This window comes from Riemerella columbipharyngis (assembly GCF_900101995.1).
GTDB lineage: Bacteria > Bacteroidota > Bacteroidia > Flavobacteriales > Weeksellaceae > Riemerella > Riemerella columbipharyngis.
In genome coordinates, this window is record NZ_FNAS01000022.1 from 1 (window position 1) to 12236 (window position 12236).

General features: G+C 35.7%; 15 protein-coding genes and 1 pseudogene. 7 read left to right on the plus strand and 9 right to left on the minus strand.

The window, feature by feature from the left end:
- From BLS89_RS09465 to BLS89_RS09475, 6 genes and pseudogenes are all read right to left on the minus strand, one after another.
- Nucleotides 1–254 (minus strand): annotated as a pseudogene (locus BLS89_RS09465) (Mu transposase C-terminal domain-containing protein); the annotation flags it as partial.
- Nucleotides 255–264: 10 nt separating this feature from the next.
- Nucleotides 265–429, minus strand: a complete 165-nt coding sequence (locus tag BLS89_RS10760; protein ID WP_176763299.1) for a hypothetical protein — start codon at nucleotides 427–429, stop codon at nucleotides 265–267.
- A 117-nt stretch (nucleotides 430–546) separates the two neighbouring features.
- Nucleotides 547–711: a hypothetical protein gene (locus BLS89_RS10765; protein WP_176763300.1), complete on the minus strand. Its 165-nt coding sequence runs from the start codon at nucleotides 709–711 to the stop codon at nucleotides 547–549.
- Nucleotides 712–728: 17 nt separating this feature from the next.
- Nucleotides 729–908, minus strand: a complete 180-nt coding sequence (locus BLS89_RS10465) for a hypothetical protein (RefSeq protein WP_143017760.1) — start codon at nucleotides 906–908, stop codon at nucleotides 729–731.
- Between the two features lie 41 nt (nucleotides 909–949).
- Complete coding sequence (locus tag BLS89_RS10470; protein WP_143017761.1) at nucleotides 950–1249, minus strand: hypothetical protein; 300 nt, start codon at nucleotides 1247–1249, stop codon at nucleotides 950–952.
- A gap of 6 nt (nucleotides 1250–1255) precedes the next feature.
- Nucleotides 1256–1444, minus strand: coding sequence for a hypothetical protein (locus BLS89_RS09475; protein ID WP_092737881.1), 189 nt, complete (start codon nucleotides 1442–1444; stop codon nucleotides 1256–1258).
- Between the two features lie 69 nt (nucleotides 1445–1513).
- Between BLS89_RS09475 and BLS89_RS09480 the strand changes: the two genes are divergently transcribed.
- Nucleotides 1514–1756 (plus strand): hypothetical protein, encoded by a 243-nt coding sequence (locus BLS89_RS09480; RefSeq protein WP_092737845.1) that lies wholly within the window; start codon nucleotides 1514–1516, stop codon nucleotides 1754–1756.
- Nucleotides 1743–2045: a hypothetical protein gene (locus BLS89_RS09485; protein WP_092737847.1), complete on the plus strand. Its 303-nt coding sequence runs from the start codon at nucleotides 1743–1745 to the stop codon at nucleotides 2043–2045. Before BLS89_RS09480 ends, BLS89_RS09485 begins: the two co-directional genes overlap by 14 nt.
- 658 nt (nucleotides 2046–2703) lie before the next feature.
- Here BLS89_RS09485 and BLS89_RS09490 read toward each other — a convergent pair.
- The 3 genes from BLS89_RS09490 to BLS89_RS09500 all read right to left on the minus strand — a co-directional run bounded on the left by BLS89_RS09490 (nucleotide 2704) and on the right by BLS89_RS09500 (nucleotide 6753).
- Nucleotides 2704–4041 carry an Nramp family divalent metal transporter gene (locus BLS89_RS09490; RefSeq protein WP_245688982.1) on the minus strand — a complete coding sequence of 446 codons (1338 nt, stop codon included), beginning with the start codon at nucleotides 4039–4041 and terminating at the stop codon, nucleotides 2704–2706.
- A gap of 90 nt (nucleotides 4042–4131) precedes the next feature.
- The gene (locus tag BLS89_RS09495) at nucleotides 4132–4968 is read right to left on the minus strand and encodes a DUF937 domain-containing protein (RefSeq protein ID WP_092737848.1); all 837 of its coding nucleotides are present in this window, start codon (nucleotides 4966–4968) and stop codon (nucleotides 4132–4134) included.
- Between the two features lie 858 nt (nucleotides 4969–5826).
- Nucleotides 5827–6753 carry a bifunctional riboflavin kinase/FAD synthetase gene (locus tag BLS89_RS09500; protein ID WP_092737884.1) on the minus strand — a complete coding sequence of 309 codons (927 nt, stop codon included), beginning with the start codon at nucleotides 6751–6753 and terminating at the stop codon, nucleotides 5827–5829.
- A gap of 149 nt (nucleotides 6754–6902) precedes the next feature.
- Between BLS89_RS09500 and atpD the strand changes: the two genes are divergently transcribed.
- From atpD to BLS89_RS09525, 5 genes are all read left to right on the plus strand, one after another.
- Entirely contained in the window at nucleotides 6903–8411 is a 1509-nt protein-coding gene (gene atpD, locus BLS89_RS09505; protein WP_092737850.1) for a F0F1 ATP synthase subunit beta, read from the plus strand.
- A 70-nt stretch (nucleotides 8412–8481) separates the two neighbouring features.
- Nucleotides 8482–8763: a FoF1 ATP synthase subunit delta/epsilon gene (locus tag BLS89_RS09510; protein WP_092737852.1), complete on the plus strand. Its 282-nt coding sequence runs from the start codon at nucleotides 8482–8484 to the stop codon at nucleotides 8761–8763.
- A 108-nt stretch (nucleotides 8764–8871) separates the two neighbouring features.
- The gene (locus tag BLS89_RS09515) at nucleotides 8872–10200 is read left to right on the plus strand and encodes a DUF459 domain-containing protein (RefSeq protein ID WP_092737886.1); all 1329 of its coding nucleotides are present in this window, start codon (nucleotides 8872–8874) and stop codon (nucleotides 10198–10200) included.
- A 34-nt stretch (nucleotides 10201–10234) separates the two neighbouring features.
- A complete protein-coding gene (gene pnuC, locus BLS89_RS09520) occupies nucleotides 10235–10918 on the plus strand; it encodes a nicotinamide riboside transporter PnuC (RefSeq protein ID WP_092737853.1) in 684 nt (227 codons plus the stop codon).
- A gap of 56 nt (nucleotides 10919–10974) precedes the next feature.
- The gene (locus tag BLS89_RS09525; protein WP_092737855.1) at nucleotides 10975–12192 is read left to right on the plus strand and encodes an HD domain-containing protein; all 1218 of its coding nucleotides are present in this window, start codon (nucleotides 10975–10977) and stop codon (nucleotides 12190–12192) included.
- Nucleotides 12193–12236 lie beyond the last annotated feature (44 nt).

Genomic DNA, 12236 nt, shown 5'->3' on the forward strand with positions numbered 1-12236 from the left:
CGCTGCACCTCGTTGGCCTCGGTATAATGCTCTATAAAGTGTCTGTAATTTGCCTTTAAATGGCGTTTAAATCTTAGCTCCAGCTCAGTGGTGGCGTTGTGGCTTATCGTTTTCTCCCAAAGCTCACGCAAGGCCTCTGCATCCCCAAATAAAGAGCGGTAATGTTTGGGCGCTCTATTAGGAATATTATTGAGGCAATAATAAAAGCCGTTGTTTAGCTTTGCCCAACGCCAAGCCTTACCACTATCGGGCAATACGCCTCTGTTATGGTAGCAAGACGGTACGCTTTTTTTTGTATCTATTTCTTGCTTTACTTCTTAAATAATCCTCATCAACTCCACAGACCTCCATCACGAGGCGCTGGGAGAGCCATAGGGTCTCCGTGCCGTCGGTTTTTCTGATGATGATGTCTGTGGGTTGCAATTTCATTTTTTATTGCTTATAGCTTTTTTATTGTTCCCAAGAGAGGACTCGAACCTCTCTGGATGCCTTTGACATTTTGGGATTTATCTATTATTGAAGCCTTATCAAACGAGGCTGATACAATCAATTTGAACTTTGATAATCAGTCTTTTCAAATATCGCAGAACTCAATACATTGGAGACAACTTCTTCTAATTTATGACCAGCTAAAAGATTTAGATTTTTAATTTCTTCCCTTACCACTTCTCGTATCAATGGTGTGAAAAGTCTTTTTAGTAGTTTTTTCATAACCTTTGTTTTATAGATTAGAAATAATTAAATGCTCTTAATTGCTCTTTCCTTGTAACTACACGGCTATCCATATCTTTCACTCGGATGCCAAAAAAGTACAGCGAGCGTATCGCTATGGAGTTGTGAGGTTCGCTCCATATTCTAATGACACGGGAGGTTTTGATACAGATAATTCTGTGGATAAACTTTTTCATTTTTTTTATACTTTTGTTATTTTAAAAATTATATTCTATGGCTATTGTTCATATTCATTTAGACTTTTCTGCAGCTGAGAGAGATCAAAATATAGAGAGTCGTAAGAAAAAGATAGACGCTCTGTGCAATGTTTTAGAAGTTCGGATTTTGAAAGAACATCTCCACCATTGGGTTGTAGAGATAGACAAACCACCATATCAAGCAACACTTCTACGGAACTGCATATTGTCTTATAGTCAGAGTATTTCTTTGGTGACTGAGGTAGCTCTTGTAAATCCTTTTTAAAACGTTCGTTTAGTTCCTTTAAATCATTTAGGAAGTATCTTTTTGGTAGTTCCATAGTTTTCTATTGTTTTACTAATTTTTCAAGTTCCTGTTTAATTTTAAGCCCTTTGCCTCGCACTGGTACACGCCTACCAGTGGCGATCAAATACACATACTCATCGGTGGTATTAAACTTCTTGGCTACCTCCACATAAGAGTACTTCGCCCGTACTTTTTTCAGCTTATTGCGGATAGTGTCTTTTTTATTCATATTTTTGTAATATTTAATAACATAAATGTATTCCAAAATTTTGGAGTATACAAAACAAAAACTAAAATTTTGGAAACAGCAAGGGTAAGAATAATTCAATTTATTGAAAATCAAAATATTAAACCTAAAATATTTTTACAAAAAACAGGGTTGAAAAAGGGGTTTGTAGATAAATCGCATATAAATTCGAGTGCGTCAGATATATATTTATCCAAAATATTGGATAGTTATCCAGAATTATCTGCAGAATGGTTGCTGACAGGAAAAGGTGAAATGCTAAAAACCAAATGTAAAGAAAATGTTACCGAATGAAAGTGTTGCAAAAAGTGTTGCCTTAAATGTTGCTAACGAAATGTGTAAAAAAAGCAACACTTTAGAAAATACAGACACTATGCAACTTCAAGACTTAAAGGAGCATTTACAAGATAGCAAAGACCATATAAATACTTTAAAAGAGCGTGTAGCTGCTTTAATTAAGGACAAAGAGCGTTTGCAACAAGAGAAAGATAACTGGGAGCATCGTTATAATGTGGCTCAAGCAGAGATACAGCAGTTAAAAAATATGCTCTCACTGGGGGATACCAGAGCAGGAGAGGGCTAATTGTCAATGTATATAATTTCTATTAAATAGGCAAATAGAGGTTTTTTGTTAAGATGCAATGTAAAAAAGATTAACATTTCTGGGCATTTGTTAATATGGTTGCCTCCACCTCTCCGTAAAAATTAACATTTAATTAAAACAAAATGTAGATAAATTAATCTATTTCACCCTTTAAAGCCTTTACATTTGGTTTTGCTGTTTAAGCTGGGTGAGATAAGAGTTTTAATTTAGCAGAATTGTAGAAGAGATTTTTTATAATTAACTTTTGATATAATTTTTAGCTTCTGTTTAAGTTTTAATTGAATGAAGGACATAATCTACCTTTTGAGGATAGGCTTTGAATCTATTCCCTTTACCGAACATTTCATTCGCGTCAAGGCTATTTAATGAGTGATTGCATTTTGATAGTTCGTTATTCCTGAAATGATTTTATATCCCTCCAAAATATATATATCGTATTTCTATTTTCTACTATTAAAATTCAAAGTATTTTTTATCAGTGTTGCTGATTGTGAATGATGTTTATTAGATAATCTTTTATTTCAATATAATTTGTTGATTGATAATGAATTTAGGAAATATTTTATGTTATGAAAGCTCTAAATTCTTTATTCTCCTTTGGAAAAAAATGCAATGTCCAATGGTCTTAATGATGGGTTTAGAAGGAAGTCCAAACCAAATAAGCATTAAGAATGATGATAATCGCTGTAATAAGCAAAGCAGCGTATTTCAGCAGAGGTTTGTTGGCAAAGTTTCCCATCTTTTTTTTGTCGTTGGTAAACATGACCAATGGTACTACGGCAAAGCAAAGTTGCATAGAGAGTACGACTTGGCTGAGAACCAACAAATCCGTCGTGCCTTTAGCACCATATAAAACAGCAACTATGAAAGCTGGTATTACTGCGATTAGCCGTGTGATAAGGCGTCTTACCCAAGGCTTCAGGCGTATGTTGAGAAAACCTTCCATTACGATTTGCCCTGACAGAGTTCCGGTAAGCGTGGAGTTTTGCCCCGATGCTAAAAGTGCAACTGCAAAGACAACGCTTGCCAATCCTGCTCCCAAAACAGGAGAAAGAAGTTTGTAGGCATCTTCTATCTCTGCCACACTTTCGTATTGTGTGCCGTGGAAAGTAGCAGCAGAAATAATCAAAATAGCAGCGTTGATAAAGAATGCCAAAAACAAAGAAATATTACTATCGATGGTGGCAAACTTTAGAGCTTCTTTCTTACCTTCTTCGTCTCTCGGGTAGTTTCTTGTTTGTATAATGCTGCTGTGTAAATAGAGGTTATGAGGCATTACTGTAGCTCCGATAATACCAATCGCGATGTAGAGCATCTCTGGATTATAGATCACTTCTACTTTTGGGACAATCCCTTTAAGAATAGGTAGAGTATCTGGATGGCTCACGACTATTTCATAAAAAAAACATCCGAATATAAGGACTATCAATCCTCCTACGATGCTCTCTATCCATCGAAAACCTTTGGATTGTAGCATTAAGACTATCAGTATATCTGCCGTGGTAATAGCTATTCCCCAGGTAAGAGGAATCCTGAAAAGCAGATTGATAGCAATAGCAGAGCCTATGACTTCTGCTAAATCTGTTGCGGCAATGGCGATTTCGCATAAAATCCACAACACAAAACTTACGGGTCTGGGATAATGGTCTCTACACGCTTGTGCCAAGTCTCTTTCTCCTACAATACCTAATTTTAGGGCAAGGTGCTGCAATATCATTGCAAAAATATTGGATATCAAAATAACAGAAAGCAGTGTGTAACCAAACTTAGTACCTCCTGCAATATCCGTAGCCCAATTGCCGGGATCCATATACCCCACAGCTACCATAAGTCCAGGTCCTGTGTAGGCTAAAAGCTTTTTCCAGAAACTTCCGTTTTTTGGAATATTGATGGAGGAAAAAACTTCCGGCAGAGAATGGTAAGTTTTTTCGTATCGCCATCCTTCGTTTTTTTTAATAGAATTATTTTGATTCACTTTATTTAGAAGTTAGATTAAGCTAACAAAAATAGTTATTCTTGTGTAAATTGCAAAATAAATATAAAAAAAACGTCTCGGGAGAGACGGCTAATGTTGGGGGAAAATTGAATCTTTTTTTTCACTGTGAGAATTTTTAATAGAATCAATTTTTTTGTTTAGAATGTTTTTGGGGTTTTTAGCGGTAGCTACTTCAGTATTCGGTTCTTGCTTGTTTTTAAGAGTTTTCACAAAGAATATCCCTGTCAAAATCAATAATACCAGAGGAACGAGCCAAGTGATAATATTTTTACCGTAATTATCCTTTGTATCTTCTTTTAAGTTATCGATTAATTTGGCTGTATTATTCGTAACTTTATTAGTCGTTTCAGTATGCGTATTTTCGGCTAATTCATCGGTGTTTTCGTTTGTGTTAAAATTACCCAGACCGATAGATTTCAAAGAAATTTCTGTTGGCAATAGTTTGTAAAAATCATTTTTTTTAGCTTCTAGTATAGATTTTAATTTCTCTGCATTTAGATTATGATCTTTGGCGTATCGCCCAATCATTCCTAAAGTGTAGAAAGAAGTAAATTTAAATAATGCTTTTGCAGATACTTCTTTTACCCCCGAAGTTTGGGCAACAGAGAAAATGACGGTATTTACTTTGTCTCCAAAAACAGCAGATAGCAACTCTGTAAGTACAGGATCGTCTTTTACAGTATCTAAATTAAGGTTTTGCATTGTGTCACTGTCCGAAATATTTGTCGCTGCTTTTAGTATAGTAGAGTGTTCGTTGCAACTTATGATTCTGGTAAGAATGACAGGAATAAAAGTATTAACAGCTCTAAAAACTCCCGCTTCACTTTCACCTAATTTTTCGGCTAGCTGGCTGGTTACCGCGGCACCAAATTGCCCTTTTACAAGCTCAATAATATTAACATGCATAGCATTCTCGTTTAAAAATGAGATGGTAAAGTTAACATTTTATTTATTGATATAAAAATTTAGGATAGACGATAAATTTCTTTTGAATGAGTTTTAAATCTTTATCGTATAGGGTTCTATTCTGGTATCATGATTAGTTACTACATTTCTATGCTGTCGGGGCTAAGGTTCATCTCCCGTACCCATTGTAGAGAATGTAGTGTTTTTTCTTTGTTAATGGCAATTCCCGGAGGGATCATCTGTTGCTAATATTTTTTGCATAGGCAGTGTCTGAACACAATAGCATAAACTTACCCTTATTTGATGTGGTCGTTATGTAGGAGAGCTCATTACCAAGAAATCAATATTGGCAAGCTTTAATCCCCGTTGCGTCAATTGTTCGGTAATGGCCTGCTCTTTGGGAAGACGTGCTTTATTGACAAGGAATTGCAGCCAGCCGGATGCTTTCTTTAATCAGTCCGCATATCAGTATATTAACCTGTGTCAATAAATATCAGTCTCTTCAGCTGCTCTATGAGATAAGCTGACACGGATATCTATATCTGATGTTTGGTACTTCTGGATAGTCCGGTGTAAGACAGTGGATTACGAACGATTAAAGTGCTTCAAAATTAAATTTAGCGTCCGTAACCCACCTGACACATTTGTGTCAAAATTATTCAAATATTATTTTTTTTCTGATGCCATAGAATATTTAGATAAGCTATAATAGTGCTGATAAAAATTTATTGAACTAATTATAAAGTATTTGATAATGATGAATTTTAATATAATGCTTTTTGGAATAGGAGAGAGGTATTCATAAATGGGCTTTAATGCAAATAGTTAACTTTTTATATCATATAATTAATTGGGAAATTATTTAGAGAAATCATACTGGATGGTACGTTTTTCATCTTCTTTTAGTTTTTCTATGAGCATTTCTATGCTTTCAAATTTTATCTCTTCGTGTAAAAACTCTCGAAAGTTTACGCTTATTGTTTTTCCATAAAGGTCTTGGTCAAAATTTAAAATATAGACTTCAGCCGTTAGGGCAGTGCCGTTTACTGTAGGATTGGTGCCTATGCTCATCATTCCTTTGTAGGATTTTCCGTCCACTATTGTCTCTACGATATAGGCTCCTTTTTGAGGCAAAAGTTTATCGGCAGGATAGTCTATATTAGCCGTAGGGAAACCGATGGTACGGCCTAATTTTTTTCCGTGTATTACTTTACCGGAGATGTTATAATGATAGCCAAGCATAGCGTTAGCTTCCTTTATTTTCGCATTACGGAGAGCTTTTCGGATTTTTGTAGAACTGACATCTTGGTTTTCCAATTTTATAGAGCCGAGTTGCTGTATTTCAAATCCGTATTTTGGTGCCAATTGTTTCAAGAGATCGTAATTACCGCTTCTGTCTTTGCCAAAATGATGATCGTGCCCTATAATAAGGTACTTAACATTTAGCCTATCTACTAAAATAGTTTTTATAAAATCTTCTCCAGACAGATTTCTGAACTCTTTGTCAAAAGGCTGTAAAAAAAGATGCTGAACCCCAAAATTCTGCATAAGAGCTGTTTTTTCATCGATGGTATTCAGAAGTTGTAAATTTTCTTTAGGGTTAAAAAAAAATCTTGGATGTGGCCAAAAAGAAAATAATGCAGTCTCTAAATTTCGAGATTTAGCAATATCTTTAAGCTTTGAAATAATACTCTGATGCCCTATATGAACCCCATCAAACATTCCCAGAGATATAGCCAGAGGGACATTTTTTTTGTAATTAGAGCAGTTGATGATGATATTCATTCTATTAAAAATCTTTTTATAGGTACTGTTTTTGGGCTGTTTCGGCACCTTGTGAAGTTAAACGGTGCAAATATGATAAAAATCTTTTTTTTTAGCAATTGTAATTTAATTAATAATGATTATATTTGCACACAAGAAAAAAAATAGAAATGGCAAACCAAATTAAAGGAAAGATTTCTCAGATTATTGGACCAGTTATTGATGTGGTTTTTGATGAAGTTTCAGAGCTTCCAAAAATTTATGATTCACTGGAAATTACAAAAAGTAATGGCGAAAAACTTGTTCTCGAGGTAGAGCAACACATTGGCGAAGATACAGTAAGATGTATAGCTATGGATGCTACGGACGGACTTAGAAGAGGTCAAAATGTAGTAGGGTATGGGCATCAGATTACAATGCCTATTGGCGAAGAGGTTAATGGTAGATTGTTCAATGTGGTGGGAGATTCTATTGATGGGCTCCAGTCTTTATCTAAAGAAGGTGGTTTGCCAATCCACAGAGAAGCTCCAAAGTTCGATCAGCTTTCTACTTCTGCTGAAGTTCTCTATACGGGGATTAAGGTTATCGATCTTATTGAGCCTTATGCAAAAGGTGGTAAAATTGGACTTTTCGGTGGTGCCGGTGTAGGTAAAACTGTATTGATTCAAGAATTGATTAACAATATTGCAAAAGGACACGGCGGACTTTCTGTATTTGCAGGAGTAGGAGAGAGAACTCGTGAAGGAAACGACCTTCTTCGGGAGATGTTAGAGTCTGGAATCATCAAATACGGTGATGATTTTATGCATTCTATGGAGGAAGGCGGCTGGGATTTGTCCAAAGTAGATACTAATTTACTTAAAGACTCTAAAGCTGCATTCGTATTCGGACAGATGAATGAACCTCCTGGTGCGAGAGCTCGTGTAGCATTATCAGGTCTTACTCTTGCTGAGTACTATCGTGATGGCGGAGAGTCTGGTCAAGGTAGAGATGTATTGTTCTTCGTAGATAATATTTTCCGTTTTACACAAGCAGGTTCAGAGGTGTCTGCACTTCTTGGGCGTATGCCTTCTGCTGTAGGATATCAGCCTACTTTGGCTTCTGAAATGGGTGCGATGCAGGAAAGAATTACTTCTACTAAAAATGGTTCTATTACTTCTGTGCAAGCTGTATATGTGCCTGCGGATGACTTGACAGACCCTGCTCCAGCTACTACATTTGCCCACTTGGATGCAACTACTGTACTTTCCAGAAAAATTGCCTCTTTAGGTATTTATCCTGCGGTGGATCCATTGGATTCTACTTCCAGAATTTTGTCCCCTGAGGTTATTGGAGAAGAGCATTATAACTGTGCACAAAGAGTTAAAGAAATTCTTCAGAGATATAAAGCATTACAAGATATTATCGCCATCCTTGGTATGGAAGAACTTTCAGAAGAGGATAAGCTGGTAGTATATAGAGCAAGAAAGGTACAAAGATTCCTATCTCAGCCGTTCCATGTGGCAGAGCAGTTTACAGGTATTCCTGGAGCATTGGTAGATATTAAAGATACTATCAAAGGATTTAATATGATTATTGATGGAGAATTAGACCATCTGCCAGAAGCAGCCTTTAACCTTAAAGGAACTATTGAGGAGGCTATAGAAGCCGGAGAGAAAATGCTTGCTGAAAATGCTTAAAATTTAGACTTGAAGTTTTGGGATTGAAACAAATCTCAAAACTTCGTCTTACTAATAAATCTAAATTGAAATGAATATAAAGATATTAACGCCGGAGCATGTGGTTTTTGAAGGAGAGGTAAATTCTGTTTTACTTCCGGGAAAAAACGGAGAGTTCCATATTATGAAAAATCACGCCGCAATAGTTTCTTCTCTTATTGGAGGGAAAGTGAAATTATATACAGAGTCTATTGCAGAAGAATACAAAAAGAACTTTCAGAGAGAGGCAGATAAGAATTCTATATACTCTCTTAGAATTAAAAGCGGAGTGATAGAGTTTAGTAATGACAAAGGAATTATCCTTTGCGAATAACTGAACTGATTTTCAAAATAGTTATTTCGATAGATTAACAGTAATATTTTATAATCCTGACGATAAAATAAGTTGTCAGGATTTTTTTATTATTATAGTTTTATGCTTATGAACAAGCTTTTTTTTATAAATTGTGTATTCGGTATTCTATTGCTACCTTTTTTTTTAAAGGCTCAAGATATTGAAAATACAAGGTTTCTGACTCCCTTTATCAATAAACTAAAAGAAAATGATAAGGTTACAAATGTCTTATTCTTAGGGGATTCTCATATACAGGCTGGCTGGCTTTCAGGCTATCTGAGAAATAAAATTCAAGAAAAATATGGAAATGCTGGTAGAGGTTTGGTGTTTCCGTATCAGGTGGCTAATTCTAATGGTCCTGCAGATTTTTCTTCTGTCTCTAATCAAACTTGGCAGACCTTCCGATTGGTGTATGATGAACATATCTTTCCGCAAATGGGAGCATCAGGTTTTGTAATGGGGAACGAAAAGCCGTCTTTTATAGAAATACAATTCAAAAAACCACAAGATGCGTTTTCAAAAATTGTAATTTTCAGCGACTCCTGTATGGCAGGGCAGCCTTTCTCGCTTTATAAAAGTGATGTTTCGTTAAGCCGTTTTGTATCAAGGAAAAAACAGCTTGTACAATATACTGTTTTGGGGAACGAAACTTATCCGGAATTGGCAGCTAAATTTTATACCATTACCACACGATTGCTGCAGCTTAATGGGAGTAAAGTACAGCATCCTATACCGGGAATGACGATAAAAGCAGAAGAGAATACCATTGTTTACAACAAAGATTTTGAAAATTCTATAACACCTATATTTACAGGGGAGTTCCAAGATGGAATTACAGATGTAAATCTTTCTGAACCCCAGACAACTTTTTTGCTTAAAACAAACGGCTCGAAAGGGAATGTTTTTTACGGATTTCAATTTATGAATGATGCTCAGAAAGGTGTTTTATTTAATACCGTAGGTGTCAATGGGGCTACCTATGCAGATTTTCTAAAATACCCTTTACAACTAAAACAATTGGAAAGTATCCATCCGGATTTAGTCGTTATTGCACTAAGTACAAACGAGTCGCTGAGTAGCATCTCGGAGGCGGATTTTAAGAATAATGTGAAGACCCTCATACAAAAATTGAGAAATAAAGATGCGTCTTTGCCTATTCTATTAATTGCCTCTACGGATAACCTGAAAAAACCGGATAAAATGGCGGCAATTAATCGGTGGCTAAAAGAAACGGCATCTCAAAATAATGTTGCTTATTTCAGTCTATACGATGCTATGGGAGGGCGTGGCTACTACAGAAGAGCTCAGCAAAGAAATGAAGCAAGAGATGACGGGGTTCACTTTCAAAAATCCGGATACGAAGCTCAGGCAAATAAAATATGGAGTGCTTTGCTCAAAACAATTGATGAAAATTAACCACAAAAATTAGTATTAAAAATATCTTTGTTTTATGGATTTTTATGAAATTTTTCTTGCTCCTTATGAAGAATATCAGACTTACCAAATTTATTTAGAGGCTGTTGCGGCTGGTTTCGGTTTGCTAAGTGTATTTTTTTCTATGAAAAAAAAAATTTGGGTGTATCCCACGGGGATTATCAGTACCATTATTTATATTTATCTGCTTTTTAAGTTTAGGCTTTTAGGAGATATGATGATCAATTTTTACTACACGGTAATGAGTATATACGGTTGGATTCTTTGGTCTGAAAATTCTAAAGATCATATTCATATAGAGATTAAAACAACAACGAAAAAAGAATGGGGGATCTCGGTAGGATTATTCTCACTAAGTGTGGTTTTGGTAGGGGTAATATATTATTTCAAACCCTATATTGAGAATCATTTTTCTATGCAGGGCATTACATTAGGGTTTTATCATTTGGATTGGGCAAATTATCTAGATATATTTATTACTTCTGTATTTTTAGTAGGAATGTGGCTGATGGCAAAAAGGAAATTAGAAAATTGGATTCTCTGGATTTTAGGAGATTTTATAAGTGTACCAATGTATATTTGTAAAGGTTTGGGAATTACTTCTGTGCAATATTTTGTGTTTACTATTTTGGCGATAATGGGCTATATAGAGTGGCGTAAAAGTCTTATAAGAAAAAGAGTAGAAGAATTTGTTGGATAATGAAAAAATATATCTGTCTGAAAATGACTAAATTTGTACTCATTTAATATTACAAAATGCTTAATAAACTTAAAATCATCAATGATCCGGTCCACGGATTTATTAAAATACCTCACGAGATTCTTTTTGATGTTTTAGAACACCGCTATTTCCAGCGGCTCAGAAGAACTGCTCAGACAGGGCTACTCAGTCTTATTTTTCCGGGGGCTACACATACGCGATTTCACCACGCCATAGGGGCTATGCACCTGATGTTTACCGCCATAGAAACCCTTAGAGCAAAGGGCGTAGAAATTTCCAAAGAGGAAGAAAAATCGGCTATGCTGGCGATACTTCTTCACGATATAGGACACGGTCCTTTCTCACACGCCTTAGAAGCTATCTTGATGGAAGATTGGCATCACGAGAAGTTATCTCTATTGCTGATGAACAAGCTCAATGAAACTTTTTCGGGAGAACTGGATACCGCGATAGAAATGTTTCGGGGGAAATATCATCGCCGTTTTTTTAATCAGCTTATATCCTCTCAGCTGGATGTGGACAGGCTGGACTATCTAAAACGAGACAGTTTTTTCACGGGAGTGTCCGAAGGGAATATCAATACCCAGCGTATTATCTCAATGATGAATGTAGCAGACGATGAATTGGTAATAGATGATAAAGGCATCTATTCTATCGAGAATTTTTTAGCCGCAAGAATGCTGATGTATTGGCAGGTTTATTATCACAAAACAGCTTCTCTTGCAGAATTTCTATTAGTAAAAATACTTAATAGAGCGAAGCAGCTCATTTCCGAGGGGTATGAACTGGATACACCGAAAAATTTGAAATATTTTCTTTACAAAAAGAATTTCAAACAAGCCTCTGAAGAAGATATTTCAAAATTTACAGCGTTGGACGATACAGATGTACTGCAAGCCATCAAACTATGGCAAGACGAAGCGGATATGGTGCTATCCTATTATTGCAAAGCCATTATTACTCGTAAACTTCCTAAGACTTTATCGTCATCGGAGCCGTTTTCGGAAGCTTTTATCGGAGAGAAAATTGAGCTTATCAATCATCATTTCGGTATTGGGTATGGAGAATTATTTGTAGATGAAATCTACCGGCATCTGACGCCGTACGATAGAGAAAAACAGCCTATATATCTACTCAATAGAGAACGGAAGAAAATCCGTTTGGAGGACTCCGAGCATCAAATTTTATCCGATAGTTTGGCAAAATCCACGACGAAGTATATTCTTTCTTTTCCAAGAGAAATATTGAAATGATATAAATTAGACTCAAAATTATCCATGTGATTAGTATAAATTTT

Bases quoted from the DNA above. Each gene is read 5' to 3' on its own strand.
- BLS89_RS10760 (WP_176763299.1), bottom strand. From the start codon at position 429: ATGAAATTGCAACCCACAGACATCATCATCAGAAAAACCGACGGCACG.
- BLS89_RS10765 (WP_176763300.1), bottom strand. From the start codon at position 711: ATGAAAAAACTACTAAAAAGACTTTTCACACCATTGATACGAGAAGTG.
- BLS89_RS10465 (WP_143017760.1), bottom strand. From the start codon at position 908: ATGAAAAAGTTTATCCACAGAATTATCTGTATCAAAACCTCCCGTGTC.
- BLS89_RS10470 (WP_143017761.1), bottom strand. From the start codon at position 1,249: ATGGAACTACCAAAAAGATACTTCCTAAATGATTTAAAGGAACTAAAC.
- BLS89_RS09475 (WP_092737881.1), bottom strand. From the start codon at position 1,444: ATGAATAAAAAAGACACTATCCGCAATAAGCTGAAAAAAGTACGGGCG.
- BLS89_RS09485 (WP_092737847.1), top strand. From the start codon at position 1,743: ATGTTACCGAATGAAAGTGTTGCAAAAAGTGTTGCCTTAAATGTTGCT.
- BLS89_RS09495 (WP_092737848.1), bottom strand. From the start codon at position 4,968: ATGCATGTTAATATTATTGAGCTTGTAAAAGGGCAATTTGGTGCCGCG.
- BLS89_RS09500 (WP_092737884.1), bottom strand. From the start codon at position 6,753: ATGAATATCATCATCAACTGCTCTAATTACAAAAAAAATGTCCCTCTG.
- atpD (WP_092737850.1), top strand. From the start codon at position 6,903: ATGGCAAACCAAATTAAAGGAAAGATTTCTCAGATTATTGGACCAGTT.
- BLS89_RS09510 (WP_092737852.1), top strand. From the start codon at position 8,482: ATGAATATAAAGATATTAACGCCGGAGCATGTGGTTTTTGAAGGAGAG.
- BLS89_RS09515 (WP_092737886.1), top strand. From the start codon at position 8,872: ATGAACAAGCTTTTTTTTATAAATTGTGTATTCGGTATTCTATTGCTA.
- pnuC (WP_092737853.1), top strand. From the start codon at position 10,235: ATGGATTTTTATGAAATTTTTCTTGCTCCTTATGAAGAATATCAGACT.
- BLS89_RS09525 (WP_092737855.1), top strand. From the start codon at position 10,975: ATGCTTAATAAACTTAAAATCATCAATGATCCGGTCCACGGATTTATT.